This window comes from Burkholderia sp. Ac-20349, assembly GCF_017104865.1.
Classification (GTDB): Bacteria; Pseudomonadota; Gammaproteobacteria; order Burkholderiales; family Burkholderiaceae; genus Burkholderia; species Burkholderia aenigmatica.
Genome location: NZ_JAAGPM010000114.1, coordinates 1 through 26025, shown reverse-complemented (window position 1 = coordinate 26025; position 26025 = coordinate 1). Strand labels below are relative to the sequence as shown.

At 67.6% G+C, this 26025-nt stretch carries 30 protein-coding genes; 17 read left to right on the top strand and 13 right to left on the bottom strand.

The genetic code is table 11. From position 1 onward, the window contains the following. A partial coding sequence (locus G3N61_RS28920; protein WP_241017951.1) for a LysR substrate-binding domain-containing protein occupies positions 1-483 on the top strand: 483 nt, incomplete at its 5' end. Positions 484-578: 95 nt separating this feature from the next. Here the strand turns inward: G3N61_RS28920 and G3N61_RS28915 are convergent. The 3 genes from G3N61_RS28915 to G3N61_RS28905 are packed head-to-tail and all read right to left on the bottom strand — an operon-like array spanning position 579 to position 3514. Beyond that, a complete protein-coding gene (locus G3N61_RS28915; RefSeq protein ID WP_205824154.1) occupies positions 579-2033 on the bottom strand; it encodes an NAD(P)(+) transhydrogenase (Re/Si-specific) subunit beta in 1455 nt (484 codons plus the stop codon). Then, positions 2030-2356: an NAD(P) transhydrogenase subunit alpha gene (locus G3N61_RS28910; protein ID WP_043191178.1), complete on the bottom strand. Its 327-nt coding sequence runs from the start codon at positions 2354-2356 to the stop codon at positions 2030-2032. Before G3N61_RS28910 ends, G3N61_RS28915 begins: the two co-directional genes overlap by 4 nt. Before the next feature lie 18 nt (positions 2357-2374). Next, positions 2375-3514, bottom strand: a complete 1140-nt coding sequence (locus tag G3N61_RS28905) for a Re/Si-specific NAD(P)(+) transhydrogenase subunit alpha (protein WP_043191180.1) — start codon at positions 3512-3514, stop codon at positions 2375-2377. A gap of 276 nt (positions 3515-3790) precedes the next feature. On the opposite strand from G3N61_RS28905, the gene G3N61_RS28900 reads away from it, so the two are divergent. After that, entirely contained in the window at positions 3791-4300 is a 510-nt protein-coding gene (locus G3N61_RS28900) for an NUDIX hydrolase (protein ID WP_043191182.1), read from the top strand. Beyond that, positions 4297-5445, top strand: coding sequence for a tRNA 2-thiouridine(34) synthase MnmA (gene mnmA / locus G3N61_RS28895; protein WP_205824153.1), 1149 nt, complete (start codon positions 4297-4299; stop codon positions 5443-5445). Before G3N61_RS28900 ends, mnmA begins: the two co-directional genes overlap by 4 nt. Positions 5446-5499: 54 nt before the next feature. Here mnmA and G3N61_RS28890 read toward each other — a convergent pair whose 3' ends face one another. Continuing rightward, positions 5500-5874 carry a helix-turn-helix domain-containing protein gene (locus G3N61_RS28890; RefSeq protein ID WP_043191186.1) on the bottom strand — a complete coding sequence of 125 codons (375 nt, stop codon included), beginning with the start codon at positions 5872-5874 and terminating at the stop codon, positions 5500-5502. A gap of 74 nt (positions 5875-5948) precedes the next feature. On the opposite strand from G3N61_RS28890, the gene G3N61_RS28885 reads away from it, so the two are divergent. Both G3N61_RS28885 and G3N61_RS28880 read left to right on the top strand, forming a co-directional pair. Continuing rightward, positions 5949-6719 (top strand): NAD(P)H-dependent oxidoreductase, encoded by a 771-nt coding sequence (locus G3N61_RS28885; protein ID WP_205824152.1) that lies wholly within the window; start codon positions 5949-5951, stop codon positions 6717-6719. A gap of 190 nt (positions 6720-6909) precedes the next feature. Beyond that, positions 6910-8529, top strand: a complete 1620-nt coding sequence (locus G3N61_RS28880) for an FMN-binding glutamate synthase family protein (protein ID WP_205824151.1) — start codon at positions 6910-6912, stop codon at positions 8527-8529. A gap of 93 nt (positions 8530-8622) precedes the next feature. On the opposite strand, the gene G3N61_RS28875 is transcribed toward G3N61_RS28880, so the two are convergent. Further along, on the bottom strand, positions 8623-9234 hold the full coding sequence (locus G3N61_RS28875; RefSeq protein ID WP_043191886.1) for a glutathione S-transferase N-terminal domain-containing protein: 612 nt from the start codon (positions 9232-9234) through the stop codon (positions 8623-8625). A 185-nt stretch (positions 9235-9419) separates the two neighbouring features. Here G3N61_RS28875 and G3N61_RS28870 point away from each other — a divergent pair, with 185 nt between their 5' ends. The 10 genes from G3N61_RS28870 (at position 9420) to G3N61_RS28825 (ending at position 19963) form a co-directional block, all read left to right on the top strand. After that, the gene (locus G3N61_RS28870) at positions 9420-10805 is read left to right on the top strand and encodes an aminopeptidase P N-terminal domain-containing protein (protein ID WP_043191193.1); all 1386 of its coding nucleotides are present in this window, start codon (positions 9420-9422) and stop codon (positions 10803-10805) included. A gap of 40 nt (positions 10806-10845) precedes the next feature. Beyond that, the gene (locus G3N61_RS28865) at positions 10846-12033 is read left to right on the top strand and encodes a UbiH/UbiF/VisC/COQ6 family ubiquinone biosynthesis hydroxylase (RefSeq protein ID WP_089449913.1); all 1188 of its coding nucleotides are present in this window, start codon (positions 10846-10848) and stop codon (positions 12031-12033) included. Positions 12034-12157: 124 nt separating this feature from the next. Beyond that, on the top strand, positions 12158-13225 hold the full coding sequence (gene dusB / locus G3N61_RS28860; RefSeq protein ID WP_043191197.1) for a tRNA dihydrouridine synthase DusB: 1068 nt from the start codon (positions 12158-12160) through the stop codon (positions 13223-13225). Next, entirely contained in the window at positions 13222-13455 is a 234-nt protein-coding gene (locus tag G3N61_RS28855; RefSeq protein WP_006476892.1) for a Fis family transcriptional regulator, read from the top strand. Before dusB ends, G3N61_RS28855 begins: the two co-directional genes overlap by 4 nt. A gap of 44 nt (positions 13456-13499) precedes the next feature. Next, the gene (gene purH, locus G3N61_RS28850; RefSeq protein ID WP_043191201.1) at positions 13500-15065 is read left to right on the top strand and encodes a bifunctional phosphoribosylaminoimidazolecarboxamide formyltransferase/IMP cyclohydrolase; all 1566 of its coding nucleotides are present in this window, start codon (positions 13500-13502) and stop codon (positions 15063-15065) included. A 151-nt stretch (positions 15066-15216) separates the two neighbouring features. Continuing rightward, positions 15217-15759 carry a crossover junction endodeoxyribonuclease RuvC gene (gene ruvC, locus G3N61_RS28845; RefSeq protein WP_043191203.1) on the top strand — a complete coding sequence of 181 codons (543 nt, stop codon included), beginning with the start codon at positions 15217-15219 and terminating at the stop codon, positions 15757-15759. A gap of 174 nt (positions 15760-15933) precedes the next feature. Then, on the top strand, positions 15934-16515 hold the full coding sequence (gene ruvA / locus G3N61_RS28840) for a Holliday junction branch migration protein RuvA (protein WP_043191206.1): 582 nt from the start codon (positions 15934-15936) through the stop codon (positions 16513-16515). A gap of 119 nt (positions 16516-16634) precedes the next feature. Further along, positions 16635-17705: a Holliday junction branch migration DNA helicase RuvB gene (ruvB, locus tag G3N61_RS28835; protein WP_011350963.1), complete on the top strand. Its 1071-nt coding sequence runs from the start codon at positions 16635-16637 to the stop codon at positions 17703-17705. 24 nt (positions 17706-17729) lie between these two features. Next, complete coding sequence (locus G3N61_RS28830; RefSeq protein ID WP_205824150.1) at positions 17730-18683, top strand: oxygenase MpaB family protein; 954 nt, start codon at positions 17730-17732, stop codon at positions 18681-18683. 152 nt (positions 18684-18835) lie between these two features. Then, positions 18836-19963: a ParB/Srx family N-terminal domain-containing protein gene (locus tag G3N61_RS28825; protein WP_205824149.1), complete on the top strand. Its 1128-nt coding sequence runs from the start codon at positions 18836-18838 to the stop codon at positions 19961-19963. 66 nt (positions 19964-20029) lie between these two features. Here G3N61_RS28825 and G3N61_RS28820 read toward each other — a convergent pair whose 3' ends face one another. Genes G3N61_RS28820 through tyrS form a run of 3 tightly spaced genes read right to left on the bottom strand, consistent with a single transcriptional unit; the run spans position 20030 to position 22412 of the window. Next, a complete protein-coding gene (locus G3N61_RS28820; protein ID WP_089449910.1) occupies positions 20030-20692 on the bottom strand; it encodes a histidine phosphatase family protein in 663 nt (220 codons plus the stop codon). Positions 20693-20715: 23 nt separating this feature from the next. Further along, positions 20716-21174 carry a D-aminoacyl-tRNA deacylase gene (gene dtd / locus G3N61_RS28815; protein WP_011350959.1) on the bottom strand — a complete coding sequence of 153 codons (459 nt, stop codon included), beginning with the start codon at positions 21172-21174 and terminating at the stop codon, positions 20716-20718. After that, positions 21171-22412: a tyrosine--tRNA ligase gene (gene tyrS, locus G3N61_RS28810; RefSeq protein WP_043191213.1), complete on the bottom strand. Its 1242-nt coding sequence runs from the start codon at positions 22410-22412 to the stop codon at positions 21171-21173. Before tyrS ends, dtd begins: the two co-directional genes overlap by 4 nt. Positions 22413-22554: 142 nt before the next feature. On the opposite strand from tyrS, the gene G3N61_RS28805 reads away from it, so the two are divergent. Beyond that, positions 22555-23703, top strand: a complete 1149-nt coding sequence (locus G3N61_RS28805) for an anhydro-N-acetylmuramic acid kinase (RefSeq protein ID WP_205824148.1) — start codon at positions 22555-22557, stop codon at positions 23701-23703. Between the two features lie 112 nt (positions 23704-23815). Here the strand turns inward: G3N61_RS28805 and erpA are convergent, their stop codons facing one another. From erpA to rplM, 4 genes are read right to left on the bottom strand one after another with little or no spacing between them, the layout of a single operon-like run. Continuing rightward, positions 23816-24187, bottom strand: coding sequence for an iron-sulfur cluster insertion protein ErpA (gene erpA, locus G3N61_RS28800; RefSeq protein ID WP_011350956.1), 372 nt, complete (start codon positions 24185-24187; stop codon positions 23816-23818). A gap of 20 nt (positions 24188-24207) precedes the next feature. Beyond that, positions 24208-24396 (bottom strand): hypothetical protein, encoded by a 189-nt coding sequence (locus G3N61_RS28795; RefSeq protein ID WP_179258659.1) that lies wholly within the window; start codon positions 24394-24396, stop codon positions 24208-24210. 9 nt (positions 24397-24405) lie between these two features. Continuing rightward, positions 24406-24798 carry a 30S ribosomal protein S9 gene (gene rpsI / locus G3N61_RS28790; RefSeq protein ID WP_006476904.1) on the bottom strand — a complete coding sequence of 131 codons (393 nt, stop codon included), beginning with the start codon at positions 24796-24798 and terminating at the stop codon, positions 24406-24408. 10 nt (positions 24799-24808) lie between these two features. After that, positions 24809-25237: a 50S ribosomal protein L13 gene (rplM, locus tag G3N61_RS28785; RefSeq protein WP_041490553.1), complete on the bottom strand. Its 429-nt coding sequence runs from the start codon at positions 25235-25237 to the stop codon at positions 24809-24811. Between the two features lie 311 nt (positions 25238-25548). Between rplM and G3N61_RS28780 the strand changes: the two genes are divergently transcribed. Next, positions 25549-25857, top strand: a complete 309-nt coding sequence (locus G3N61_RS28780) for a DUF1090 family protein (RefSeq protein ID WP_043191220.1) — start codon at positions 25549-25551, stop codon at positions 25855-25857. A 77-nt stretch (positions 25858-25934) separates the two neighbouring features. On the opposite strand, the gene G3N61_RS28775 is transcribed toward G3N61_RS28780, so the two are convergent. Next, positions 25935-26025 (bottom strand): integrase core domain-containing protein (locus tag G3N61_RS28775; protein ID WP_205824155.1); only part of this gene is annotated, 91 nt, incomplete at its 5' end.

Sequence of the window (26025 nt, the reverse complement as noted above, 5' to 3'; positions counted from 1 at the left end):
CACGGCGTCGACCTCGCGATCGCGTCGGGCGGCTTCTCGGCGAACGGGCTCAGCCGGCGCGCGGTCGCGACGGGCGGCTATGCGTGCCTGATCGACCCGGCCGCCCGCGAGCGGCCGCCGCGCACGCTGACGCTCGCCGATTTCCTGCGGCGCGATCACCTGCTCGTGTCGTCGGGCGGCGTGATCGGGATCGTCGACGAGGCGCTGGCCACGCTCGGCCACAAGCGGCGCGTCGCGGCGTCGACCACGCATTTCGCCGCGTTGCCGTACCTGCTCGCCGGCTCCGACGCAGTGGCGACGATCCCCGCGCACGCGGCGCGCGCGATCGCGCAATCGACACCGCTGCGCGCGCTCGCATGCCCGGTCGACTTGCCGCACTACCCGGTGGAAATCGGCTGGCGCACGAGCACGCAGCGCGACCCGGCGATCGTGCGCGTACGCGATACGATCGCCGCGTGCGTCGCGAACCTCGTCGCGCCATGAACAAGGCCCGGCCGGCTTGCGCCGGTCGGGCCTGTCCAATGTCCGGTCACGCGGCCCGTGAATCGAAGCAGGCAGCCGCGTTGCCGGCGCGTGCGCTAGTCGACCGACTTCACCATGTCCTCGATGACCTTCTTCGCATCGCCGAACACCATCATCGTCTTGTCCATGTAGAACAGGTCGTTGTCGAGGCCCGCGTAGCCGGCCGCCATCGAGCGCTTGTTGACGATCACCGTGCGCGCCTTGTACGCCTCGATGATCGGCATCCCCGCGATCGGCGATTGCGGATCGTTCTTCGCGGCCGGGTTCACCACGTCGTTCGCGCCGAGCACGAGCACGACGTCGACCTGGCCGAATTCGCCGTTGATGTCCTCCATCTCGTGCACGATCTCGTACGGCACCTCCGCTTCCGCGAGCAGCACGTTCATGTGCCCCGGCATCCGCCCCGCGACCGGATGGATCGCGTACTTCACGTCGATGCCCTTCTCGACCAGCTTGTCGGTCAGCTCCTTCAGCGCGTGCTGCGCACGGGCCACGGCCAGCCCGTAGCCCGGCACGATCACGACCGTTTCCGCGTTGCCGAGCATGAACGATGCGTCTTCGGCCGAGCCCGACTTCACCGGCCGCTGTTCCTTCGCACCCGCCGCGCCACCGGCCGCCGCCTCGCCGCCGAAACCGCCGAGGATCACGTTGAAGAACGAGCGGTTCATCGCGTGGCACATGATGTACGACAGGATCGCACCCGACGAGCCCACGAGGGACCCGGCGATGATCAGCATCGCGTTGTTCAGCGAGAAGCCGATGCCGGCCGCCGCCCATCCGGAGTATGAGTTCAGCATCGACACGACCACCGGCATGTCCGCGCCGCCGATCGGGATGATGATCAGCACACCAAGCGCGAACGCGATCGCAGTCATGATGATGAACGGCAGCCACGACTGCGTGATGAAGAACAGGATCCCGAAGCCGAGCATCGCCAGAGCGAGCATCAGGTTGAGCAGGTGCTGGCCCGCATACACGACCGGCGCGCCCTGGAACAGCCGGAATGTGTACTTGCCCGACAGCTTGCCGAACGCGATCACCGAGCCGGAGAACGTGATCGCGCCGACGAACGTGCCGATGAACAGCTCGACGCGATTGCCGTACGGGATGAAGTTCGACGACACCGCATCCTGCGGCACGAGCCCGAACGCTTCCGGCTCCGACACCACCGCGTACGCAATGCACACGGCCGCGAGCCCGATCAGCGAGTGCATCGCCGCGACGAGTTCCGGCATCTTCGTCATCTCGACGCGCGCGGCGACGAACGCCCCCACGCCGCCGCCGACGATCAGCGCGCCGAGCACCAGCGCGATGCCGAGCGGCAGGTTTGCGCCGAGCCACGCGGCCTGCTTGACGATCAGCGCGATCGTCGTGAGGATCGCGATGGCCATCCCGGCCATCCCGAACAGGTTGCCGCGCCGCGCGCTCTTCGGGTTCGACAGGCCTTTCAGCGCCTGGATGAAGCACACCGACGCGACGAGGTACAGCAGCGTGACGACGTTCATGCTCATCGCGCGCCCTCCTTGCCGCCTTCGGCCTGCTTCGGCGCCTTCTTGCGGAACATCTCGAGCATGCGCCGCGTCACGAGGAAGCCGCCGAACACGTTGACGGCCGCGAGCGCGACCGCGAGCGTGCCGAACACCTTGCCGGTTGCGCCGACAGTGAGCGCCGCCGCCAGCATCGCGCCGACGATCACGATCGCCGAAATCGCGTTGGTCACGGCCATCAGCGGCGTATGCAGCGCCGGCGTGACGTTCCACACCACGTGGTAGCCGACGTACACCGCCAGCACGAAGATGATCACGTTGATCACCGTGTGATTGATGACTTCCATGGTCGCCTCCTCCCCCGGTTACTTGCGCGCGACTTCGCCGTCGCGGCACAACAGCGTCGCGGCGACGATGTCGTCGGTCAGGTCGATGTTGAGCGTGCCTTCCTTCGTGACAATCAGCTTCATGAAGTCGAGCAGGTTGCGCGCATACAGCGCCGACGCGTCCGCTGCGAGCATCGACGCGAGATTCGTGTAGCCGGCAATCGTCACGCCGTCGTGCACGATCACCTGGTCGGCGACCGTCAGCGGGCAGTTGCCGCTCTTGCGCCCGTCGAATTCCGGGCCACGGCCGGCCGCGAGATCGACGAGCACCGAGCCCGGCTTCATCGACTGCACGGTTTCGACCGAGATCAACGTCGGTGCCGGGCGCCCGGGAATCAGCGCGGTAGTGATCACGATGTCGGCCTGCTTCGCACGCTCGTGCACGAGTGCGGCCTGGCGGCCGAGCCACGACGGCGGCATCGGGCGTGCATAGCCGCCCACGCCCTGCGCCGCGTCACGCTCTTCGTCGGTTTCGTACGGGACGTCGAGGAATTTCGCGCCGAGCGACTCGATCTGCTCCTTCACCGCCGGCCGCACGTCGGACGCCTCGATCACCGCGCCGAGGCGCTTCGCGGTCGCAATCGCCTGCAGGCCCGCGACGCCCGCGCCGAGAATCAGCACGCGCGCGGCCTTCACGGTGCCCGCAGCCGTCATCAGCATCGGAAAGAAGCGCGGATACAGGGCCGCGGCCACCAGCACGGCCTTGTAGCCCGCGATGTTCGCCTGCGACGACAGCACGTCGAGACTCTGCGCACGCGTCGTGCGCGGCGCGGCTTCGAGCGCGAAGCCCGTCACGCCGGCCGCGGCGAGCTTCGCCGCCTGCTCGTCGTTGAACGGCTCGAGCATGCCGACCAGCACGGCGCCGCGCTTGAGCAGCGGCAGTTCGGCGTCGGTCGGCGCCTGGACCTTCAGCACGATGTCGACATCGAAAGCAGCCGACTGGCCGGTCAGTTCGGCACCGGCGGCCGCATAGGCTGCGTCGGGATAACTCGCGGCAATGCCGGCCCCTTTCGCGAGACTGACGCGATGCCCGGCCGCCGCGTATTTCTTCACGGTTTCCGGCGTCGCAGCCACACGCGCCTCGTTCGCCCGCGTTTCGGCAGGCACGCCAATATGCATCGCCGGTCCCTCCAGTCATTGTCAGTATTTCGTTTGTTGCGATCTTTACTGCACAACGAGCCGGGCAGGCTGACGACCGGCTCACGAGCGACGACACTCACTCTTCACTTTAGGCGAAAGCGATGGCCGTACCAGCAGGCGCCACGATCGTGCGAGAGGCGGCGCCAGCCCGGGCCGGCGTCGCCGCGCATCGGCGGGACAGACGAATTGAGAGGGTCGGATTCGTTTAGCGCAGCGACCGGCAGCGTTCGGGCGCAACCGGTAAAATGCCGAACCATGAAACCCGAAATCTGGACCCCGCATGTGACGGTCGCGGCGCTCGTCGAGCACGCCGGCCGTTTTCTCATGATCGAGGAAGAAACCTCGTCGGGCCTGCGCATCAACCAGCCGGCAGGCCATCTCGAAGCCGGCGAAACGCTGGCCGACGCCGTGATCCGAGAAACGCTCGAGGAAACCGCGCACCCGTTCACGCCCGACGCGCTCGTCGGCGTCTATCTCGCGCACTACGACCGTCCCGGCACCGCCGGCGCAACCTATCTGCGCTTCACGTTCTGCGGCGCGGCCGGCGAGCCGATCGCGGGCCACGCGCTCGACGACGGCATCGTCCGCACGCTGTGGATGACCGCCGACGAACTGCGCGCGTGCAGCGAGCGCCATCGCTCGCCCGCGGTGATGCGCTGCGTCGACGATTACCTCGCCGGGCGGCGCATTCCGCTCGATTTCGTGCACACGCATTCGGTCGCGCCGCGCCCCGAAGCATTCGAACGTCAGGCGGTCAACAAATGAGCAAGCGCCGTGTAGTAGTGGGCATGTCGGGCGGCGTCGATTCGTCGGTGACCGCGTGGCTGCTGAAGGAACAGGGTTACGACGTGGTCGGCCTGTTCATGAAGAACTGGGAAGACGACGACGACGGCGAATACTGCTCGACGCGCCAGGACTGGATCGACGTCGTGTCGGTGGCCGACCTGATCGGCATCGACGTGGAAGCGGTCAACTTCGCGGCCGAATACAAGGACCGCGTGTTCGCCGAGTTCCTGCGCGAATACTCGGCCGGCCGCACGCCGAACCCCGACGTGCTGTGCAACGCCGAGATCAAGTTCAAGGCGTTCCTCGATCACGCGATGTCGCTCGACGCGGAAATGATCGCGACCGGCCACTATGCGCGTGTGCGCGAGCGCGACGGGCGGTTCGAACTGCTGAAGGCTTTCGATCATACGAAAGACCAGTCGTACTTCCTGCACCGGCTGAACCAGGCGCAACTGTCGAAGACGATGTTCCCGCTCGGCGAGATCCCGAAGACGAAGGTGCGCGAGATCGCCGCGCAGATCGGGCTGCCGAACGCGAAGAAGAAGGATTCGACCGGCATCTGCTTCATCGGCGAACGGCCGTTCCGCGATTTCCTGAACCGCTATCTGCCGACGAAACCCGGCCCGATGAAGACGCCGGACGGCAAGGTCGTCGGCGAGCACATCGGCCTCGCGTTCTACACGTTCGGCCAGCGCAAGGGCATCGGCCTCGGCGGCAGCAAGACCGGCAACGGCGACCCGTGGTTCGTCGCCGCGAAGGACATCGCGTCGAACACGCTGTACGTCGTGCAGGGGCACGATCATCCGTGGCTGCTGGCGCACCAGCTCGTCGCCGGCAACGTGAGCTGGGTCGCCGGCGAGCCGCCGGCCGACGGCTTCGCGTGCGGCGCGAAGACGCGCTACCGGCAGGCCGACGCGGCGTGCGCATTCGGTGCCGCCACGCCCGGCCCGGCAGGCGAAGCGCGCTTCTCGCTCGCGTTCGACGACGCGCAGTGGGCCGTCACGCCCGGCCAGTCGGCCGTGCTGTACGACGGTGCACTCTGCCTCGGCGGCGGGATCCTCGCATCCGCGCTGTCCGGCAACACGCAGGCAAACGAGGCGCCCGCCCTCGCGCTCGCCCGCTGACGCGCCGCCGCCGGCGCCGCGCAAGCGGCCGCCGGCCGGAAGCGGCCGCGCCGCTCACCGCATGTTCCGCACCGACGCGTCGTAGCGCTCGCGCGCCGCGTCCAGCTCGGGAAAATGGCGCTCGGCCCAGCGGTCGAGCGCCACAAGTGTCTCCACGAGCGACCCCGCCACCGCCGTCAACCGGTATTCGACATGTGCGCGCCGCGCGGCCACCGCGATGCGTTCGATCAGCCCGTTGCGCTCCAGCTCGCGCAGCGTCTGCGTCAACACCTTCTGGGAAATCCCGCCGATACGCCGCAGCAGCTCGCCGTTGCGCAGCGGCCGCTCGGCCAGCGCGGGCAGGATCAGCAGCGACCACTTGCCGGCGATCAGCGCCAGCGCGTCGCGCGCCGAGCAGTCCGCCGCATAGACGTCGCCGGGAAATGCCATGGTTACCTCCGGGTGCGTGATTGCGCGGCCCCGTCGCCGCCGGCCATCATCGTCGCACACTCCCGGAGCCCGCCATGCATGCGCTGATCGTCGTCGCCCATCCCGAACCGCAGTCGTTCAACGCCACCCTCGCCGGCGCGGCGGCCGACGCGTGGCGCGCGGGCGGCCATACCGCGACGATCGCGGACCTGTACGCCGACGCGTTCGACCCGTGCGAAGCACCGCACCATTACGCAGACCGGCTCGACACCGCCCGCTTCGACACGCAGCGCGAGCAGCGCCATCACTGGGAACGCGGCACGCTCGCGCCCGAGATCGCGCATCAGGTCGACCTGCTGAGGCAGGCCGACGCGCTGATCCTGCAGTTCCCGCTGTGGTGGTTCGGCGCGCCCGCGATCCTGAAAGGCTGGATGGATCGCGTGTTCGTCTACGGCGGCCTCTACACCAGCCGGCAGCGCCACGATCGCGGCGTGCTGCATGGGCGGCGCGCACTGCTGAGCGTCACGACCGGCTCGTCGTCGGCCGCCTGCGCGCCCGACGGCCGCGAAGGCGACACCCGTCTGCTGCTGTGGCCGATCATGTACGCGCTGCGCTACGTCGGCTTCGACGTGCTCGAACCGCACCTGATCCACGACGTCCGCGGCGGTCTCGCGAGCGACGCCGCTCAGCGGCAGGACGCGCACCTCGCGCACAGACTCGCCGGCTACCGCGCGCGGCTGCGCGACTGGCATGCGTGGCCGCGGGTGCCGTTCAACCGCGACGAAGACTTCGACGACGACGCCAGGCTGAAGCCCGGCAGCCCGGCGTACAGCCCGTTCATCCGCCCGACCGGCGCGGGCAGCTAGGCCCCGTCTTGGCAACGCGGGCTTCACGACACCCGTAGTAGACTCTCGACCATCGTGGGCGCCGGCGGCGGCGGGTACGGCACGGGCAGCATGCCCGCCGGGCCCGCGCGATGCCTCGGGCGCCGACCTGCCGGCCGTCGCGCGATCCTGGCGACGTGACGGCGATCCAGACAATTACGATGGAGTCCCCATGTTTTCCCGACGCTATATCGCGATGTGGTGCGCGGTCCTGCTGTTCGTGGCCGTCGCGGCGCTCGCCGCCCGGCACACGATCGCGTGGCTGTGGCTCGTGATCCCGGCCGCCCTCGTCGCGCTCGGCCTGTACGACCTGAAGCAGGACCGCCACGCCATCCTGCGCAACTACCCGCTCTGGGGCCACTTCCGCTTCCTGTTCGAATTCATCCGACCTGAAATCCGCCAGTACTTCGTCGAGGACGACACCGACGAGAAGCCGTTCTCGCGTGCGCAGCGCAGCCTCGTCTACCAGCGCGCGAAGAACGTCGCCGACAATCGCCCGTACGGCACCGAACTGAACGTCAAGGCCGTCGCGCACGAATGGATCAGCCATTCGCTCGCGCCGACCAAGCTGCCGAACCATGATTTCCGCGTCCGCGTCGGCGCGAATCGCGCGCAACCGTACGACATTTCGATCTTCAACATCTCGGCGATGAGCTTCGGCTCGCTGTCCGCGAACGCGATCCGCTCGCTGAACCTCGGCGCGAAGAAAGGCGGTTTCGCGCACGACACGGGCGAAGGCTCGCTGTCGAAGTACCACCGCGAAAACGGCGGCGACATCATCTGGGAAATCGCGTCCGGCTACTTCGGCTGCCGCAACGACGACGGCACCTTCAACCCGGACAAGTTCGCGAAGCAGGCCGCCGATCCGCAGGTCAAGATGATCGAGGTGAAGCTGTCGCAGGGCGCGAAACCGGGCCACGGCGGCGTGCTGCCGGCCGCGAAGATCACGCCCGAGATCGCCGAGACGCGCGGCGTGCCGATGGGCAAGGACTGCATCTCGCCCGCGACGCACTCGGAGTTCTCGACGCCGCGCGGGCTGCTCGAATTCGTCGAGCGGCTGCGCACGCTGTCGGGCGGCAAGCCGACCGGCTTCAAGCTGTGCGTCGGCCACCCGTGGGAATTCTTCGGGATCGCGAAGGCGATGCTCGAGACCGGCATCGTGCCGGACTTCATCGTCGTCGACGGCGCGGAAGGCGGCACCGGCGCGGCGCCGCTCGAATTCACCGACCACGTCGGCGTGCCGCTGCAGGAAGGGCTGCTGCTGGTCCACAACACGCTCGTCGGGATCGGCGTGCGCGACCGCGTGAAGCTCGGCGCGAGCGGCAAGATCATCACCGCGTTCGACGTCGCGCGCACGCTCGCGATCGGTGCGGACTGGGTGAACTCGGCGCGCGGCTTCATGTTCGCGGTCGGCTGCATCCAGGCGCAGACCTGCCACACGGGCCGCTGCCCGACCGGCGTCGCGACGCAGGACCCGGTGCGCCAGCGCGCGCTCGTCGTGCCGGACAAGGCGGACCGCGTGTACAACTTCCACCGCAATACGCTGCACGCGCTGCAGGAACTCGTGCAGGCGGCCGGCCTCGCGCATCCGTCGGAGCTGCGCGCGCATCACATCGTGCAGCGCATCGCGCCGCACGAGGTCCGGCTGATGTCGCAACTGCTGAAGTACCTGAAACCCGGCTCGCTGCTCGACGGCAACACCTGCGGCTTTACGCTGTACGACAAGTGGTGGCCGATCTCGCGCAGCGATTCGTTCACGCTCGGCGAAGCCGTGTACGCGTCGATCGAATGACGCGGGCGACCGCCCCCGCCGCGGGCGGCCCGGCAAAAAGAAAAGCGCCCCGCGGGGCGCTTTTCTTTCGTCTGCCGAATCCGTGAATGCGGCTCAGTTCTGCGGCAGCGTATCGGCGAACGACGGCCGTTGCAGCAGCTTCACGAAGTGCTTGTCGAGGTTCGGGTGGCGATCGCGCCAGTTGAGCTCGGGCATCCGGAAGTCGAGATAGCCGAGCGCGCAGCCGAGTGCGATATCGGCGAGCGTGTAATGATTACCGACGCACCACGTCTTGCCGCCGAGCCCCTGCGACATCGCGACGAGACCGTCGTCGATCTTGCGTTGCTGGCGCGCGATCCAGCTCGCGCTGCGCTGCGCCTCGTCGCGCATCGTATGTTCGATACGAATCGCGACCGACGCGTCGATCACGCCGTCGCCCAGCGCTTCCCAGCAGCGCACCTCGACGCGCTCGCGGCCCGACGGCGGAATCAGCTTGCCGACCGGCGACAGCGTATCGACGTATTCGCAGATCACGCGGGAATCGAACACCGCGGCACCATCCTCCATCACGAGGCACGGGACCTTGCCGAGCGGATTCGATGCATGAATATCCGTCTCCGGCGCCCACACGTTCTCGAGCTCCAGCTTGTAGTCGATCTTCTTTTCAGCCAGCACGATCCGCGCCTTGCGGACGTACGGGCTGCTGAGCGAACCGATTAATTTCATCATCTGCCTTTTTTTGGGAACCGCCGGGAGTATACGTTGTCGTCGATCATAACCGGCCAGCGTTGCGCGATAGAAAATCGCCCGGCCGGCCTGTGGATGGTTTGCAACAACCGCCACGCGGGCTTTCCGGCGGGCTTCCCGCCCCTCTTTCACGCGCGGCGTCCCGCGGCGCTACAATCGCACGAATGAACGCGCCCCTCGATACCGCCATCGCCGTCGACGTCTACCGCCAGCGCCGTGAACGCGTGCTTGCCGCACTGCGTGCCGCCGGCGGCGGCGTCGCCATCGTCCCCACCGCGCCCGAAGTGCCGCGCAACCGCGATACGGACTATCCGTACCGGTTCGACAGCTACTTCCATTACCTGACGGGCTTCAGCGAGCCGGATGCCGTGCTCGTGCTGAACGCGGCCGCGCCGCACGGCACGCCGGAGTCGATCCTGTTCTGCCGCGGCAAGAATGCCGATCGCGAGATCTGGGAAGGCTTCCATTACGGGCCCGAAGCCGCGCGCGACGCGTTCGGCTTCGACGCGGCGTTCGCGGTCGACGTGATCGACACAGAGATGCCGCGCCTGCTCGCCGACTCGGGCACCGTGCACTACCGGTTCGGCGCATCCGCCGACTTCGACCGCCAGCTCGCAGGCTGGGTCGACGCGGTGCGCGCGCGGGCGCGCACGGGCGTCGCCGCGCCGGACGCGATGCTCGATCTCACGCCGCTGCTCGACGACATGCGGCTCGTGAAGGACGAGCACGAGCTCGCGATCATGATGCGCGCCGCGCACATCTCCGCGCTCGCACATCGCCGCGCGATGCAGGCGTGCCGGCCCGGCATCCGCGAATACGAACTCGAAGCCGAGCTGCTGTACGTGTTCCGCAAGCACGGTGCGCAGTCGCCCGCGTACGGCTCGATCGTCGCGGCCGGCGCGAACGCGTGCGTGCTGCACTACCCGGCCGGCAACGCAGCCGCGAAGGATGGCGACCTGATCCTGATCGACGCCGCGTGCGAACTCGACGGCTACGCGTCGGACATCACGCGCACGTTCCCGGCCAACGGGCGCTTCTCGCCCGCACAGCGCACGCTGTACGACATCGTGCTCGCCGCGCAGCAGGCGGCGATCGATGCGACGCGTGCCGGCGTGCCGTTCGAGGCGCCGCATGACGCGGCCGTGCGCGTGCTCGCGCAGGGGCTGCTCGACACCGGCATCATCCCGAAAGCGCGCTTCTCGAACGTCGACGACGTGATCGCCGAGCGTGCGTACACGCGCTTCTACATGCACCGCACCGGCCACTGGATCGGCATGGACGTGCACGATTGCGGCGACTACCGCGAGCGGCTCGCCGAGCGCGACGACAACGGCGCGCTGCCGTGGCGCACGCTGAAGGCCGGCATGACGCTGACGGTCGAGCCCGGCCTGTACGTGCGCGCCGCCGACGACGTGCCGCCCGAGTACTGGAACATCGGCATCCGCATCGAGGACGACGCCATCGTGCGCGAGCACGGCTGCGAGCTGATCACGCGCGGCGTGCCCGTCGCGGCGGATGAAATCGAAGCGCTGATGCGCGCGGGCGCATGACCGGCTGCCGCCGACCGTTACTTCCGTTTCACGAATCAAGATGACGACCGCTTCCTCCCCGGCCACGCCGGACTACGACCTCGCCATCGTCGGCGCGGGCCCCGTCGGGCTCGCGCTCGCCGGCTGGCTCGCGCGCCGCAGCGCCACGCAGCACGCATCGATCGCACTGATCGATGCGCGCGAACCGGCCGCGAGCGCGAGCGATCCGCGCGCGATCGCCGTGTCGCACGGCAGCCGCGTGCTGCTCGACACGCTCGCATGGCCCGTCGACGCGACGCCGATCGAACATATCCACGTGTCGCAGCGCGGCCATTTCGGCCGCACGCTGATCGACCGCGACGAGCACGACGTCGCCGCGCTCGGCTATGTCGTGCGCTACGGCTCGCTCATGCAGGCGCTCGCGGGCGCCGTACGCGGCACGCGCGTCGACTGGCTCACGTCGACCACCGCGCGCGCGCCGCAGCAGGACGCCGACGGCGTCACGCTGACGCTCGACGGCCCGCAAGGCGAGCACACGCTGCGCGCGCGCGTCGTCATCAATGCCGAAGGCGGGCTGTTCCACGAACAGCAGGCCGATACGACCAAGCATCGCCGCGACTACGGGCAAACCGCGCTCGTCGGCACGGTCACGGTCTCGGCGCCGCGCCCGAACGTCGCATGGGAACGCTTCACGCACGAAGGCCCGCTCGCGCTGCTGCCACTCGGCGGGCCGCGCCAGGCCGAGTACGCGCTCGTCTGGTGCTGCACGCCCGACGAAGCGGCGCGCCGCGCCGCGCTGCCCGACGACGCGTTCCTGCGCGAACTCGGCGGCGCGTTCGGCGAACGCATGGGCGAGTTCGTCGCGATCGCGGGCCGCGCATCGTTCCCGCTCGGCCTGAACGCTGCACAAACGCTCGTCAGCGGCCGCGTCGCGATCGTCGGCAATGCCGCGCAAACCCTGCACCCCGTCGCGGGCCAGGGGCTCAACCTCGGGCTGCGCGATGCGCATACGCTCGTCGACACGCTGTCGGCGCAAGGCTTCGAAGCGACCGCGCTCGCCACCTTCAATGCGCGCCGCGCACTCGACCGGCGTTTCACGATCGGTGCGACCGACACGCTGGCGCGCCTGTTCACGATCGACGCGGGCCCGCTCCCGCTGCTGCGCGGTGCCGCGCTCACCGCGCTCGAGTTCGTGCCGCCGCTCAAGAAGCTGATCGCGCGCCAGATGATGTTCGGCCAGCGCAACTGACGCGCGGCGTGCACAGTCGCGCCACTCAAACCGGGTCAAATCGGCGGGACATGGGAATACGGTAAAATGCGCGTTTCCGTCTGCCCTTTCCCTGCCCGCGCCCGCCGCGGGCGGTGCCATTGCGATGCCTGTTATCGGCCCTCACGTATTGCGTAACAACCTGTTCGTCGCCCCGATGGCCGGCGTGACGGATCGTCCGTTCCGCCAGCTCTGCAAGCGGCTGGGGGCCGGTTACGCCGTGTCCGAGATGGTCGCGTCCAACGCGCAGCTGTGGAAAAGCGCGAAGACGATGCGGCGCGCGAACCACGAAGGCGAAGTCGAGCCGATTGCGGTCCAGATCGCCGGCGCCGATCCGGCGATGATGGCCGAAGCGGCCCGCTACAACGTCGACAACGGCGCGCAGATCATCGACATCAACATGGGCTGCCCGGCGAAGAAGGTCTGCAACGTCGCGGCCGGCTCCGCGCTGCTGCAGAACGAGCCGCTCGTACAGCGCATCGTCGAGGCGGTCGTCGCGGCGGTCGGCACGGGGCCCGATGCGGTGCCCGTCACGCTGAAGATCCGCACGGGCTGGGATCGCGATCACAAGAACGCGATCACGGTCGCGCGCCTGGCCGAAGCCGCCGGCATTTCGATGCTGACCGTGCACGGCCGCACGCGCGCCGACCTGTACCGCGGCGACGCCGAATACGAAACCATCGCGGCCGTGAAGGCGGCAGTGCGGATTCCGGTGGTCGCGAACGGCGACATCACGTCGCCCGCGAAGGCGAAGGCCGTACTCGACGCAACCGGCGCCGATGCCCTGATGATCGGTCGTGCCGCGCAAGGTCGGCCGTGGCTGTTCCGCGAAATCGATCATTTCCTGCAAACCGGCGAGCTGCTGCCCCCGCCGCGGATCGACGAGATCCAGCACGTGATGAACGAACACCTGGAAGACCACTACGCTTTCTATGGTGAATTCACGGGCGTCCGTACTGCGCGCAAGCACATCGGCTGGTACACTCGCGGCCTTTCCGGTGCCAACGGGTTCCGGCACAGGATGAACACGCTCGATTCCACCCGCGAGCAGCTCGCCGCCGTCAATGCATTCTTCGAGGCGCAAAAGGCGCTGTCGGACCACCTCGTCTACGTCGATGACGAAGAGGAAAACGGCCAGGGCGAGTCGGACGACCATAACCAGTTAGCAGCATGAGCAAGCACAACATCGAACAATGTGTCCGCGAGAGCCTGGACGTGTATTTCCGGGATCTAGACGGCTCCAATCCGCACGACGTCTATGAAATGGTGATGTCCTGCGTCGAAAAGCCGATGCTCGAGGTCGTGCTCGTACAGGCCGGCGGCAACCAGTCGCTCGCCGCGGAGTACCTCGGCATCAATCGCAATACGCTGCGCAAGAAGCTGCAGCAGCACGGCCTGCTGTAGGCGGCCGTCCCGTCCCCGTTTCCCTGGCTATTGGTGGTTCCATCATGATCAAGCAAGCGCTCATTTCCGTTTCCGACAAGACCGGCATCGTCGACTTCGCGAAGTCGCTGTCCGACCTCGGCGTCAAGCTGCTGTCGACCGGCGGCACCGCGAAACTGCTCGCCGACGCGGGCCTGCCCGTTACCGAAGTGGCCGATTACACGGGCTTCCCGGAAATGCTCGATGGGCGCGTGAAGACGCTCCACCCGAAGGTGCACGGCGGCATCCTGGCCCGCCGCGACCTGCCCGAGCACATGCAGGCGCTGGAGCAGCACGGCATCCCGACGATCGACCTGCTGGTCGTGAACCTGTATCCGTTCGTCGCGACGATCGCGAAGGACGACTGCACGCTCGCCGACGCGATCGAGAACATCGACATCGGCGGCCCGACGATGCTGCGCTCGGCCGCGAAGAACCACCGCGACGTGACGGTCGTCGTCGATCCGGCCGATTACTCGGTCGTGCTCGATGAAATGAAGGCGAACGGCAACACGGTCGGCTACCCGACCAACTTCCGCCTCGCGACGAAGGTGTTCGCGCACACCGCGCAATACGACGGCGCGATCACGAACTACCTGACGAGCCTGACCGACGAGCTGAAGCACGCATCGCGCAGCGCGTACCCGGCGACGCTGAACATGGCGTTCGACAAGGTGCAGGACCTGCGCTACGGCGAGAACCCGCACCAGAGCGCGGCGTTCTACCGCGACCTCACGACGCCGGCCGGCGCGCTCGCGAACTACCGCCAGCTGCAGGGCAAGGAACTGTCGTACAACAACATCGCGGATTCGGACGCGGCGTGGGAATGCGTGAAGACGTTCGACGCACCGGCCTGCGTGATCATCAAGCATGCGAACCCGTGCGGCGTCGCGGTCGGCAACGATTCGGCCGACGCGTACGCGAAGGCATTCCAGACCGACCCGACCTCGGCGTTCGGCGGCATCATCGCGTTCAACCGCGAAGTCGACGAAACGGCGGCCCAGGCTGTCGCGAAGCAGTTCGTCGAAGTGCTGATCGCCCCGTCGTTCTCCGACGCCGCGAAGCAGGTGTTCGCCGCGAAGCAGAACGTGCGCCTGCTCGAAATCGCACTGGGTGACGGCCACAACGCATTCGACCTGAAGCGCGTGGGCGGCGGCCTGCTCGTGCAGTCGCTCGACTCGAAGAACGTGCAGCCGCACGAGCTGCGTGTCGTCACGAAGCGTCACCCGACGCCGAAGGAAATGGACGACCTGCTGTTCGCATGGCGTGTCGCGAAGTACGTGAAGTCGAACGCGATCGTGTTCTGCGGCAACGGCATGACGCTTGGCGTCGGTGCCGGCCAGATGAGCCGCGTCGATTCCGCGCGCATCGCGAGCATCAAGGCGCAGAACGCGGGCCTGACGCTGGCCGGCTCGGCCGTGGCATCGGATGCGTTCTTCCCGTTCCGCGACGGCCTCGACGTCGTCGTGGCGGCCGGCGCGACCTGCGTGATCCAGCCGGGCGGCTCGATGCGCGATGACGAAGTGATCGCCGCAGCCGACGAGCACAACATCGCGATGATCCTGACGGGCGTGCGCCACTTCCGTCACTGATCGCCTGCGGCCCGCGCGGCCGCTGCTCGACAACCCGGCGGCATCGCACCCGCCGGGTTTTTTATTGCGCGGCGCGCTCGTACGCAACCGTGCGGCCAGCGCACCGCACCATTCGTTGTAGTATCGCTGCATCAGGCTTCTCTCCTTACCCATGCGAATTCTCGGCATCGACCCCGGCCTGCGCGTCACCGGCTTCGGCGTCATCGACGTCAGCGGCCACCGGCTCGCGTATGTCGCGAGCGGCGTGATCCGCACGCCGACCGCCGACCTGGCCACCCGGCTCGGCACGATCTTCCAGGGCGTCTCGACCATCGTGCGCGAGCACGCCCCCGACCAGTCCGCGATCGAAAAAGTGTTCGTCAACGTGAACCCGCAGTCGACGCTGCTGCTCGGCCAGGCGCGCGGCGCCGCGATCTGCGGCCTCGTCGCGGGTGGCCTGCCGGTGGCCGAATACACCGCGCTGCAGTTGAAGCAGGCCGTGGTCGGCTACGGCCGCGCGACCAAGACGCAGATGCAGGAAATGGTCACGCGGCTGCTCAACCTCTCCGGACAACCGGGCTCCGACGCGGCCGACGCGCTCGGCATGGCGATCTGCCATGCGCACGGCGGCAACACGCTCAGCACGCTCGGCGGCCTCGCGCCGGCGCTCGCGAAGAAAGGGCTGCGCGTGCGGCGCGGGCGGCTGGTCGGCTAACGCTGGCGCACGCCATCGCCCGGCGCACCGGGCGACCGCTTTCGACCGCGCGTGCCATTCCAGCCTCGCACGACGCATACGCGGCACGTATCGCTTCAGCCAGACGGCCGATCCCGTCGGCATAGCGCCGCACCTGCGCTACACTCGCGCTTTCTTCCTCGCACCAAGCCATCCATGATCGGTCGCATCGCCGGCATCCTGCTCGAAAAGAACCCGCCTCACCTGCTCGTCGACTGCAACGGCGTCGGCTATGAAATCGACGTGCCGATGAGCACCTTCTACAACCTGCCGCAAACGGGCGAGCGCATCGTGCTGCTCACGCAGCAGATCATCCGCGAGGACGCGCACCTGCTGTACGGCTTCCTGACGCCGCAGGAGCGCACGACCTTCCGCGAGCTGCTGAAGATCACCGGCATCGGCGCGCGCATGGCGCTCGCCGTGCTGTCCGGCATGAGCGTGCAGGAACTCGCGCAGGCCGTGACGATGCAGGACGCCGCGCGCCTCACGCGCCTGCCCGGCATCGGCAAGAAGACGGCCGAGCGCCTGCTGCTCGAACTGAAGGGCAAGCTCGGCGCCGATCTCGGTGCACTCGCCGGCGCCGCATCGCCGTCCGACCACGCGACCGACATCCTCAACGCGCTGCTCGCACTCGGCTATTCCGAAAAGGAAGGCCTCGCCGCGATCAAGAACGTGCCGGCCGGCACCGGTGTATCGGAAGGCATCAAGCTCGCACTGAAGGCGCTGTCGAAGGTGTAACGCCCGCATGACGCGCCGCCATTCGGTGCGTCGAAGCCAGTGTCGCGCGGCCGCGCGACGCTCGCCAGTCGGCCGTTCGGCCAGGTGGGCGGGACAGCGGCGCGCGGTACAATGGCCGCATGATTGAAACCGACAAACTCGCCACCGAGCAGCGGATCATCGCCGCCACGCCCGCCTCGTCGCACGAGGAGGTGTTCGAACGTGCGCTGCGGCCGCGCCAGCTCGACGACTACGTCGGCCAGGAAAAGGTGCGCGGCCAGCTCGAGATCTTCATCGAAGCCGCCAAGCGCCGCTCCGAGCCGCTCGATCACGTGCTGCTGTTCGGGCCGCCGGGCCTCGGCAAGACGACGCTCGCGCACATCATCGCGCGGGAGATGGGCGTGAACCTGCGCCAGACGTCGGGCCCCGTGCTCGAGCGCGCGGGCGATCTCGCCGCGCTGCTGACCAACCTCGAAGCGAACGACGTGCTGTTCATCGACGAGATCCACCGGCTGTCGCCGGTCGTCGAGGAAATCCTGTATCCGGCACTCGAGGATTACCAGATCGACATCATGATCGGCGAAGGCCCGGCCGCGCGCAGCGTGAAGCTCGACCTGCAGCCGTTCACGCTGGTCGGCGCGACCACCCGCGCCGGGATGCTGACCAACCCGCTGCGCGATCGCTTCGGGATCGTCGCGCGCCTCGAGTTCTACGACGCCGAGCAACTGTCGCGCATCGTGCGGCGCTCGGCGTCGCTGCTGAACGCGCAGATCGATCCGAACGGCGCGCTCGAAATCGCGAAGCGCTCGCGCGGCACGCCGCGGATTGCAAACCGGCTGCTGCGCCGCGTGCGCGACTTCGCGGAAGTGAAGGCCGACGGCCAGATCACCGCGGCCGTCGCCGATGCCGCGCTCGCGATGCTCGACGTCGATCCGGTCGGCTTCGACCTGATGGACCGCAAGCTGCTCGAGGCGATCCTGTACAAGTTCGACGGCGGCCCGGTCGGCATCGACAACCTCGCCGCCGCGATCGGCGAAGAGCGCGACACGATCGAGGACGTACTCGAGCCGTACCTGATCCAGCAGGGCTTCCTGCAGCGCACGCCGCGCGGGCGCGTCGCGACGCTGCTCACCTATCGCCACTTCGGGCTTTCCGTGCCGGACACCGGCCGCACCGAACGCGGCGAGTGGGATACCCCCGACGGGAAGTAACCCGTCGCCCGAGCCGCACCCACCATGACGACGCCGCCCACCCGCCACCCCGCCGCACCCGCACCGGGCCCGCGCTGGGCCGAGCCGATCCGCAAGCGGCTCGTGGCCGGCGTCACGCACCTGACGGCGGGCGGCGGCGGCCCGTCGCTCGACCTCTCTTCGCCGCCGGGAGACCCGGGGCTGTTCGGCCCCGACGCCGTCTGCTGGCGCGTGCATGCCGACTTCACGTCGATGATGACGGGCGGCATCGCCGCGCTGCTGCTGCAGGCGCTCCATCCGCTCGCGCTCGCGGGTGTCTGGGATCACTCGTCGTTTCGCACCGACATCCTGGGCCGCTTGCGGCGCACCGCCACATTCATCACCGGTACGACGTTCGGCAGCCGCGCGGACGCACTCGCGCTGATCGAGCGCGTGAAATCGATCCACGCGCACATCTCGGGCACCGCGCCGGACGGCCGGCCGTACCGCGCCGAGGATCCGGCGTTGCTGACCTGGGTGCATGTCGCGGAAGTGTCGAGTTTCCTCGCCGCGCATCTGCGCTACGTGAATCCGGCGCTGCCGGGCGAGTTGCAGGATCGCTACTACGCCGAAACGGCATTGATCGCCGAGCTGCTCGGCGCGCACGAGGTGCCCCGTTCGCGCGCCGAAGTGGCCGCCTATCTCGCGCGCATGCAGCCCGAACTCGAGGCCGGGCCGCGCACCTTCGACGTGATGTCCATCCTGCTGAACGTGCCGGTTGCGAAGCCCGCGCTGCGGCCGGCCGCGTCGCTGGTGATGCATGCCGGGATCGACCTGCTGCCGCCGTGGGCGCAGCGCATGCTCGGCGTGGCCGCGTTCGCGCCGCTGCGACGCGCAGTGGTCCGGCCCGGCATACGGGTCGTCGCCCCCGTGCTGCGCTGGGCGCTCGTGAACGGCGCGTCAAAGCGCGCGCGCCGGCGCGCCACGGCGACACCGCCCGACGGCAAGCCGTCCGCCTGACGATTCGCTTCCTCTTATCATTTCAATTTACTGTCAAATACCTGTGACAAGCTGACGGGCTTGCACCCGCGCACGGTCGCACGTGCCGTACGTCCCGCCTGTCCGTGACCCGCGCGGTGTCCCTCCAACCCGACCGACACCCGAAGCCCGCGATGCCACGCCTGCCGATCCGTTTCGCCCTTGCCGCCAGCCTGTCCGCCGTCTTCGCCCTCACCGCCTGCGGAGGCGACGATGTCACCGCCGTCGCGCGCTCGGACGCGCAAACGCCGTCCGGCGGCACCCCGACTACGCCTGCTCCCACGCCGCCCGCCACCGTCACGCCGCAACCGGGCAAGTGGAAGGCCGCTCGCGCGGGCGACCTGATCGACGTGACGCTCGGCGACCTCCATCCGACGCAGGGCGCGATCGGCTACGACCAGATCTACTACAAGCTCGGCCGCTACGAATTGCAGCCCGACAAGAAGTTCGACGACTTCTGCGCGGACGAAGGCCTCGGCGGCGTCGCTTCGGGCGGCTACACGGCCCGATCGGCGCTGCGCGAACCCGCGAGCTACACGTGCACGACGACCGACGCGAACGCTCGCGACCGCTCGGTGCTGAACCCGGTCGTGATCGGCCCGAACGGCGATGCGCTGTACCTGACCGACGGCCACCACGGCCTGTCGACCTACTACGAGACGCCCGACGGTGGCCCGGCGCTGCACGTGCACGTCGTCGTCAAGGACAACCTCAGCGACTACTCGGGCGACGCGTTCTGGCAGCAGATGCAGAGCCGCGGCTATCTGCGCCTCAAGAATGGCGAAGGCAAGCCGATCACGGCCGCGCAGCTGCCGACCGGGCTCGGCCTGAAACTCGGGATGACGAACGACCGCTACCGCTCGCTCGTCTATTTCACGCGCGACATCGGCTACAGCAAGCCCGCGCAAGCCACCGACTACCTCGAGTTCTACTGGGCCGACTGGCTGCGCGCGCAACCGGGCACGTTCTCGCTCGCCGGCTATGACCTGACGCGCGCCGGCGCAACCGATCCCGATCCGGCGAAGGCCGATACGGGCTACCTGAACGCGGTCTGGAATGCGTCGACGCGTATGGTCGCGGCCACGGATCCGGTGATCGACGGCAAGACGGGCGCCGACCTCGGGCGCGCGGACGCGATCAACGGCGGGAAGAAGTACAGCAAGGGGGAATTCGACAAGCTGCGCCAGCCGATCGCGGCGGACAAGCCCGGCAAGATCGCGTACGCGCTCGACTACAAGACGCGCCACGCGCTGCCGCAGTAAGCCGTAAGCGGCAGCACCGCACAGGAAGGAAACCCCGGCCGGCGATGCCGGACCGGACCTGCTGGTTCAGAGCACCTTGCGGTACCCGTCGTCGTCGCTTGCCGCGTCCAGGTGCGACACGTCGGCCCACTGCACGACTTGCGCGCGGCCATCCACGTAATCGACGACGTTGATGCTCGTGTTGAGCAGCTGATAATTGCGCGGCGCCGACAGTTCGATGCCGTTCGCAAACCGGTACACGCAATCGAGCACGCCGCCGTGCGCAACGCACGCGATCCGGCCGCCCGGATGCTCGGCGACGATCGGTTCGAGCGCATGCAGCACGCGGTGATAGAACTCGCGCTGCGACTCGCCGCCCTCCGGCGCGAAACCGGGGTCGCGCGTCTGCCAGGCCGCGTAGGCATCGGGGAACAGCGTCTCGATCTCGGCGCTGTCATGCCCCTGGAACTGGCCGTACGAGCGTTCGCGCAGCCCTTCCCGCAGCCGCGGCGACAGCCCGAGCGCATCGGCGAACGGCTGCGCGGTCTGCTGCGCGCGCATCAGGTCGCTCGAATAGATCGCATCGAGCCGTGCGCCGTCGCGCGCCTCGCGCGCGATCCGCACGGCGAGCCGCTGCGCCTGCTCGAGGCCCGTTTCGGCCAGCGGAATGTCGATATGACCCTGGATGCGCTTGATGCGGTTCCAGGCCGTCTCGCCATGGCGGATGAAAAGAATCTGCGTGGTGGCCATCGCGGCACGTCTCCGGGGAAGAATCAGGGCCGCACTTGCAGCCAGAACGTCACGGGGCCGTCGTTGACGAGCGACACCTGCATGTCGGCGCCGAACTCGCCCGTCTCGACGACCGGATGGCGCGCACGCGCGGCCGCGACGAAATAGTCGAACAACCGCGCGCCCTCGTCGGGCGGCGCGGCGGGCGTGAAGCTCGGCCGCAGCCCGCTGTTGGTATCGGCCGCCAGCGTGAACTGCGACACGAGCAGCAGGCCGCCTGCGCGGCCCTCGCCGTCGATATTCGACACCGGCAGGTTCATCTTGCCGGCCGCGTCGCTGAACACGCGGTAGCCGAGCATCTTCGCCAGCAGCTTGTCGGCTGCCGCGTCGGTGTCGCCGCGCTCCGCGCAGACCAGCGCGAGCAGGCCCGCGCCGATCTCGCCCGTCGTGCGGTCGCCGACGCGCACGTCGGCGCGCTTCACGCGCTGGATCAGCGCGATCATGCGGTCAGCGTGACACGTGCGAAGCGGCGCTTGCCGACCTGCACGACGAACTCGCCGGCTTCGACCTTCAGGCCCTTGTCCGACACGGTCGCGCCATCGATCTTCACGCCACCCTGCTCGATGTTGCGCAGCGCCTCGCTCGTCGACGGCACGAGGCCGGCCTGCTTCAGCAGTTGACCGATCGCGAGCGGCGCGCCCGCGAGCGTGACCGACGGAATGTCGTCCGGCACGCCGCCCTTCGCGCGGTGGTTGAAATCCTCGAGCGCACGCTCGGCGTCGGCCTGCGAGTGGAAGCGCGCGACGATTTCCTGCGCGAGCAGCACCTTGAAGTCGCGCGGGTTGCGGCCACCTTCGATCTCGCGCTTGAAGCCGCCGATTTCGTCCATCGGGCGGAACGACAGCAGTTCGAAGTAACGCCACATCAGCGTGTCCGAGATGCTCATCAGCTTGCCGAACATGTCGTTCGGATGCTCGCTGATGCCGACGTAGTTGCCCTTCGACTTCGACATCTTCTCGACGCCGTCGAGGCCTTCGAGCAGCGGCATCGTGAGAATGCACTGCTGTTCCTGGCCGTACTGCTTCTGCAACTCGCGGCCGACCAGCAGGTTGAACTTCTGGTCGGTACCGCCGAGCTCGAGGTCGGCGTTCAGCGCGACCGAGTCGTAGCCCTGCATCAGCGGGTACAGGAATTCGTGGATCGAGATCGGCACGCCGCCCTGGAAGCGCTTCGTGAAATCCTCGCGCTCGAGGATCCGCGCAACCGTGTAGCGCGACGCAAGCTTGATCATCCCGTCCGCGCCGAGCGGCATCGACCATTCGCTGTTGTAGCGGATCTCGGTCTTGTCGCGATCGAGCACGAGCGCGGCCTGCTCGAAATAGGTCTTCGCGTTCGATTCGATCTGTTCGCGCGTGAGCGGCGGGCGCGTCGCGTTGCGGCCCGACGGGTCGCCGATCAGCGACGTGAAATCGCCGATCAGGAAGATCACGGTGTGGCCGAGATCCTGCAGCTGACGCATCTTGTTCAGCACGACCGTATGGCCGATGTGGATGTCAGGTGCGGTCGGGTCGAGGCCGAGCTTGATGCGAAGCGGCGTGCCCGTGGCCGCGCTGCGCGCGAGCTTCTGCGCGAACTCTTCCTCGACCAGCAGCTCGTCGACGCCGCGCTTCGTGACGGCGAGCGCATGCCGGACTTCGTCGGTGATCGGGAAAACAGGCTTGGAACTGGGTTCGGTGCTCATCGGTGCCAGGAAGAATGTCGCAAAAGCAGGGATTTTCCCATAACTTGCGCGCGCATCGCTTAACGGCGCGTCATGTTGCGCGGATAATCGGGCGCAAGGCGCGCGGCACTGGCCCGCGCCGCACGATCCAGGAGAACCCAACGTGCCGCAACGACAGCCGCCAAACGCCCATCCGGCCGACGGCATCTACTTCGGGCTGATGTCGGGAACCAGCATGGACGGCGTCGATGGCGTCGCCGCGCGTTTCGAGGCCGGCAAGCCGCCGGTCGTGCTCGCGGAAGCGTTCGTCGGCTTCGCACAATCGCTGCGCGACGCGCTGTTCGCGCTGCAGCAGCCGGACAACGATGAAATCGACCGCGAAGCGCTCGCGGCGAACGCGCTGGTCACGCGCTACGCGGTGTGCTGCCACGAATTGCAGCGCACGGCCGGGCTGTCGCGCGACGAGATTCGCGCGATCGGCGTGCACGGCCAGACCGTGCGCCATCGCCCCGAGCGCGGCTATACGCGGCAGATCAACAACCCTGCCTTGCTCGCCGAACTGACCCAGGTCGACGTAATCGCCGATTTCCGCAGCCGCGATGTCGCAGCAGGCGGCCATGGCGCGCCGCTCGCGCCGGCCTTCCACGCGACGGTATTCGGCGCGCCGGGCGAAACGCGCGTCGTCTGCAATCTCGGCGGGATCAGCAACATCACGATCCTGCCCGGCGAAGGCGGCGACGTGCGCGGCTTCGACTGCGGCCCCGCGAATGCTTTGCTCGACGAATGGGCGACCCGCCATCTCGGCAAGCCGTACGACGACGGCGGCAAGTTCGCCGCGCGCGGCACCGTCCACGCACCGCTGCTCGACGCGCTGCTCGACGAGCCGTATTTCACTGCGCCGCCGCCGAAAAGCACCGGACGCGACCTGTTCAATCCGGCGTGGCTCGACGCGAAGCTCGCCGCGTTCGCACAACTCGCGCCGCAGGACGTCCAGGCGACCCTCACCGCGCTTACGGCCGTATCGGTCGCACGCGAGATCGCGCAACACGCAGCGGGCTGCAAGGCCGTGTTCGTCTGCGGCGGCGGCGCACGCAATCCGGTGCTGCTCGATGCGCTCCGGCACGCGCTGCACGAGGCCGGCGTGCCGGCCACGGTCGAAACGACGGCCGCGCTCGGCGTGCCGCCTCAACAGGTCGAGGCGCTCGCGTTCGCTTGGCTCGCGTACCGCTTCACCGCGCGCCAGCCCGGCAATCTCGCGACGGTCACGGGTGCAGCCGGCAACCGCGTGCTGGGCGCGCTCTATCCGCGCTGACGCGACACCCGCCACAACGCGGGCGTTGCATCGCCATTGCGCACGGACGAAAAAAACGGGGCATGAAGCCCCGTTTTTCATTCCGGCGAACCGGACACGATCGATCGTGCGCTCAGACCGAGAACGACGAGCCGCACCCGCAGGTGGTGCTCGCGTTCGGGTTCTTGATCACGAACTGGGCGCCGTTGAGGTCGTCCTTGTAGTCGATCTCGGCGCCGACCAGGTACTGGTAGCTCATCGAGTCGATCAGGAGCTGGACGCCGTTCTTGTTCATCACGGTGTCGTCCTCGTTGACTTCCTCGTCGAACGTGAAGCCATACTGGAAGCCGGAGCAGCCGCCGCCCTGCACGAACACGCGCAGCTTCAGGTCGGGATTGCCCTCTTCGTCGATCAGTTGCTTGACCTTGTCGGCTGCGGCGTCGGTGAAGACGAACGGAACCGGCATTTCGGCCGTCGTTGCTGCGGATTCGGTAACAGCGTTCATTGCGAACTCTCCAAAAAGCTTTAGCCGCTATTGTAGGGCCGATCAGAAGATCGTGCTGAAGTCCATGAAATCAATAGGTTCTTGTCGATTTCATCAAACACGCCCGCGCGGGCCGCGGCAGCACGCGCCTGGAAGCGGACATAAAAAAACCGCCAGCGCGAAAGCTGGCGGTTTTTCGGGCAGACGCCGCCCGAGAGCAGCGAAGCCATGAAGCGAAATTAACGCTTCGAGAACTGCTTGGCGCGGCGTGCCTTGCGCAGACCGACCTTCTTACGCTCGACTTCACGTGCATCGCGCGTGACGAAGCCTGCGCTCGACAGCGACGGCTTCAGCGTCGCATCGTAGTCGATCAGTGCACGGGTGATGCCGTGGCGCACTGCACCTGCCTGACCCGTTTCGCCGCCGCCGTTGACGTTGACCTTGATGTCGAACGTCTGGCCGTGGTTCGTGAGTTCCAGCGGTTGACGCACGATCATCAGCGACGTTTCGCGCGAGAAGTAGTCAGCGATGGGCTTGCCATTGACGATGATGTCGCCCTTGCCAGCCTTGATGAAGACACGTGCGACTGCGCTCTTGCGGCGGCCCGTACCGTAGTTCCAGTTACCGATCATGTGGGTCCCCTTAGATCTCGAGCGCCTTCGGCTGTTGAGCCGAGTGCGGATGCGTCGCTTCTGCGTAGACCTTCAGCTTCTTGATCATCGCGTAGCCGAGCGGGCCCTTCGGCAGCATGCCCTTGACCGCCTTCTCGAGCGCGCGGCCCGGGAAGCGTTCTTGCATCTTGCCGAACGTCGTTTCATAGATACCGCCCGGGTAGCCCGAGTGACGGTAGTACTTCTTGTCCAGCGTCTTGTTGCCCGTGACTTTCAACTTGCTCGCGTTCACGATGATGATGAAATCACCAGTGTCGACGTGCGGAGTGAACTCAGGCTTGTGCTTGCCGCGCAGACGGCGTGCCACTTCGCTGGCAACACGGCCGAGAACCTTATCCGTCGCGTCAATCACGTACCATTCGCGCGTCACCTCATGGGCTTTTGCGGAAAACGTCTTCATGATCGATCCAAAAAAAATGCTTTGCCCGATGTGTTCGTCCTGCTTGTCTGTGTGCGCTTCAAGGCGCGGTGCAGGCTCTCCCTGTTCTTTTTCCGTGGGCATGAATGCGGAAAAGCCCTGAATTATAAAGGAAATACGGCAACGCGGTCAAAGGGAATCCACGTCCCGTGTCCACGGCGGCCGAAATGGGCCAAAATCCGGTCGTGCCCCGACAAGCCAGGCGAACCGAGCGCCCGGGGAGGCACCCATCGACGCGCGGCACATGACCTTGCCGCGCCAGACCGGCCGAATCTGGAAAACAACAAACAAGCATGATGAATCAACGACTTACGCCCTTCCTTGCGGCCGCGCTGCTGGCCGCCTCGGCGCCTGCAGTCGCCGCCCGCGCCGACTGCGAAGCCAAGCTCGACGCGCTCGATACGCGCATTACCGAAGCCCGCGCGGCCCATGCCGAGGATCGCGTCGTCCGCCTGCGCGCGGTGCGCGAACGCGTCCGCCACTTCTGCGCACGCGGCCACGGCCATGCGTCGGCCGTCCACGCGCCGGCCCCTGACGCACGCTCGCGCGGCGTGCCGTCCGGCGGCGCGACGTCGCAGTCGGCCGCAAAGCAGCCGGTGTGACGATGCCAGCGCGCGCAAGCCGCGCGCCGATGTTTGCATGGTGTCAAGTCCTGGAATAGGTTGACAGTATCCAGGCACTAGAACGCCCGATGCACCGCATCGGGCGTTTTGTATTTCAGGGCGGCATGTGGTCGCTCATGGTTGTAGATGTGCACCGACTGTTCGACC

Excerpts from the sequence above, each read along its gene's own strand:
- G3N61_RS28780 (WP_043191220.1), top strand. The coding sequence starts at position 25,549 with ATGATGAATCAACGACTTACGCCCTTCCTTGCGGCCGCGCTGCTGGCC.
- G3N61_RS28855 (WP_006476892.1), top strand. The coding sequence starts at position 13,222 with ATGAGCAAGCACAACATCGAACAATGTGTCCGCGAGAGCCTGGACGTG.
- G3N61_RS28900 (WP_043191182.1), top strand. The coding sequence starts at position 3,791 with ATGAAACCCGAAATCTGGACCCCGCATGTGACGGTCGCGGCGCTCGTC.
- tyrS (WP_043191213.1), bottom strand. The coding sequence starts at position 22,412 with ATGAGCACCGAACCCAGTTCCAAGCCTGTTTTCCCGATCACCGACGAA.
- G3N61_RS28795 (WP_179258659.1), bottom strand. The coding sequence starts at position 24,396 with ATGGCTTCGCTGCTCTCGGGCGGCGTCTGCCCGAAAAACCGCCAGCTT.
- mnmA (WP_205824153.1), top strand. The coding sequence starts at position 4,297 with ATGAGCAAGCGCCGTGTAGTAGTGGGCATGTCGGGCGGCGTCGATTCG.
- G3N61_RS28890 (WP_043191186.1), bottom strand. The coding sequence starts at position 5,874 with ATGGCATTTCCCGGCGACGTCTATGCGGCGGACTGCTCGGCGCGCGAC.
- G3N61_RS28885 (WP_205824152.1), top strand. The coding sequence starts at position 5,949 with ATGCATGCGCTGATCGTCGTCGCCCATCCCGAACCGCAGTCGTTCAAC.
- G3N61_RS28905 (WP_043191180.1), bottom strand. The coding sequence starts at position 3,514 with ATGCATATTGGCGTGCCTGCCGAAACGCGGGCGAACGAGGCGCGTGTG.
- G3N61_RS28865 (WP_089449913.1), top strand. The coding sequence starts at position 10,846 with ATGACGACCGCTTCCTCCCCGGCCACGCCGGACTACGACCTCGCCATC.
- ruvC (WP_043191203.1), top strand. The coding sequence starts at position 15,217 with ATGCGAATTCTCGGCATCGACCCCGGCCTGCGCGTCACCGGCTTCGGC.
- G3N61_RS28910 (WP_043191178.1), bottom strand. The coding sequence starts at position 2,356 with ATGGAAGTCATCAATCACACGGTGATCAACGTGATCATCTTCGTGCTG.
- G3N61_RS28825 (WP_205824149.1), top strand. The coding sequence starts at position 18,836 with ATGCCACGCCTGCCGATCCGTTTCGCCCTTGCCGCCAGCCTGTCCGCC.
- G3N61_RS28820 (WP_089449910.1), bottom strand. The coding sequence starts at position 20,692 with ATGGCCACCACGCAGATTCTTTTCATCCGCCATGGCGAGACGGCCTGG.
- purH (WP_043191201.1), top strand. The coding sequence starts at position 13,500 with ATGATCAAGCAAGCGCTCATTTCCGTTTCCGACAAGACCGGCATCGTC.
- ruvB (WP_011350963.1), top strand. The coding sequence starts at position 16,635 with ATGATTGAAACCGACAAACTCGCCACCGAGCAGCGGATCATCGCCGCC.
- rplM (WP_041490553.1), bottom strand. The coding sequence starts at position 25,237 with ATGAAGACGTTTTCCGCAAAAGCCCATGAGGTGACGCGCGAATGGTAC.
- erpA (WP_011350956.1), bottom strand. The coding sequence starts at position 24,187 with ATGAACGCTGTTACCGAATCCGCAGCAACGACGGCCGAAATGCCGGTT.
- G3N61_RS28870 (WP_043191193.1), top strand. The coding sequence starts at position 9,420 with ATGAACGCGCCCCTCGATACCGCCATCGCCGTCGACGTCTACCGCCAG.
- G3N61_RS28830 (WP_205824150.1), top strand. The coding sequence starts at position 17,730 with ATGACGACGCCGCCCACCCGCCACCCCGCCGCACCCGCACCGGGCCCG.
- ruvA (WP_043191206.1), top strand. The coding sequence starts at position 15,934 with ATGATCGGTCGCATCGCCGGCATCCTGCTCGAAAAGAACCCGCCTCAC.
- G3N61_RS28915 (WP_205824154.1), bottom strand. The coding sequence starts at position 2,033 with ATGAGCATGAACGTCGTCACGCTGCTGTACCTCGTCGCGTCGGTGTGC.
- G3N61_RS28880 (WP_205824151.1), top strand. The coding sequence starts at position 6,910 with ATGTTTTCCCGACGCTATATCGCGATGTGGTGCGCGGTCCTGCTGTTC.
- dtd (WP_011350959.1), bottom strand. The coding sequence starts at position 21,174 with ATGATCGCGCTGATCCAGCGCGTGAAGCGCGCCGACGTGCGCGTCGGC.
- dusB (WP_043191197.1), top strand. The coding sequence starts at position 12,158 with ATGCCTGTTATCGGCCCTCACGTATTGCGTAACAACCTGTTCGTCGCC.
- G3N61_RS28875 (WP_043191886.1), bottom strand. The coding sequence starts at position 9,234 with ATGAAATTAATCGGTTCGCTCAGCAGCCCGTACGTCCGCAAGGCGCGG.
- rpsI (WP_006476904.1), bottom strand. The coding sequence starts at position 24,798 with ATGATCGGTAACTGGAACTACGGTACGGGCCGCCGCAAGAGCGCAGTC.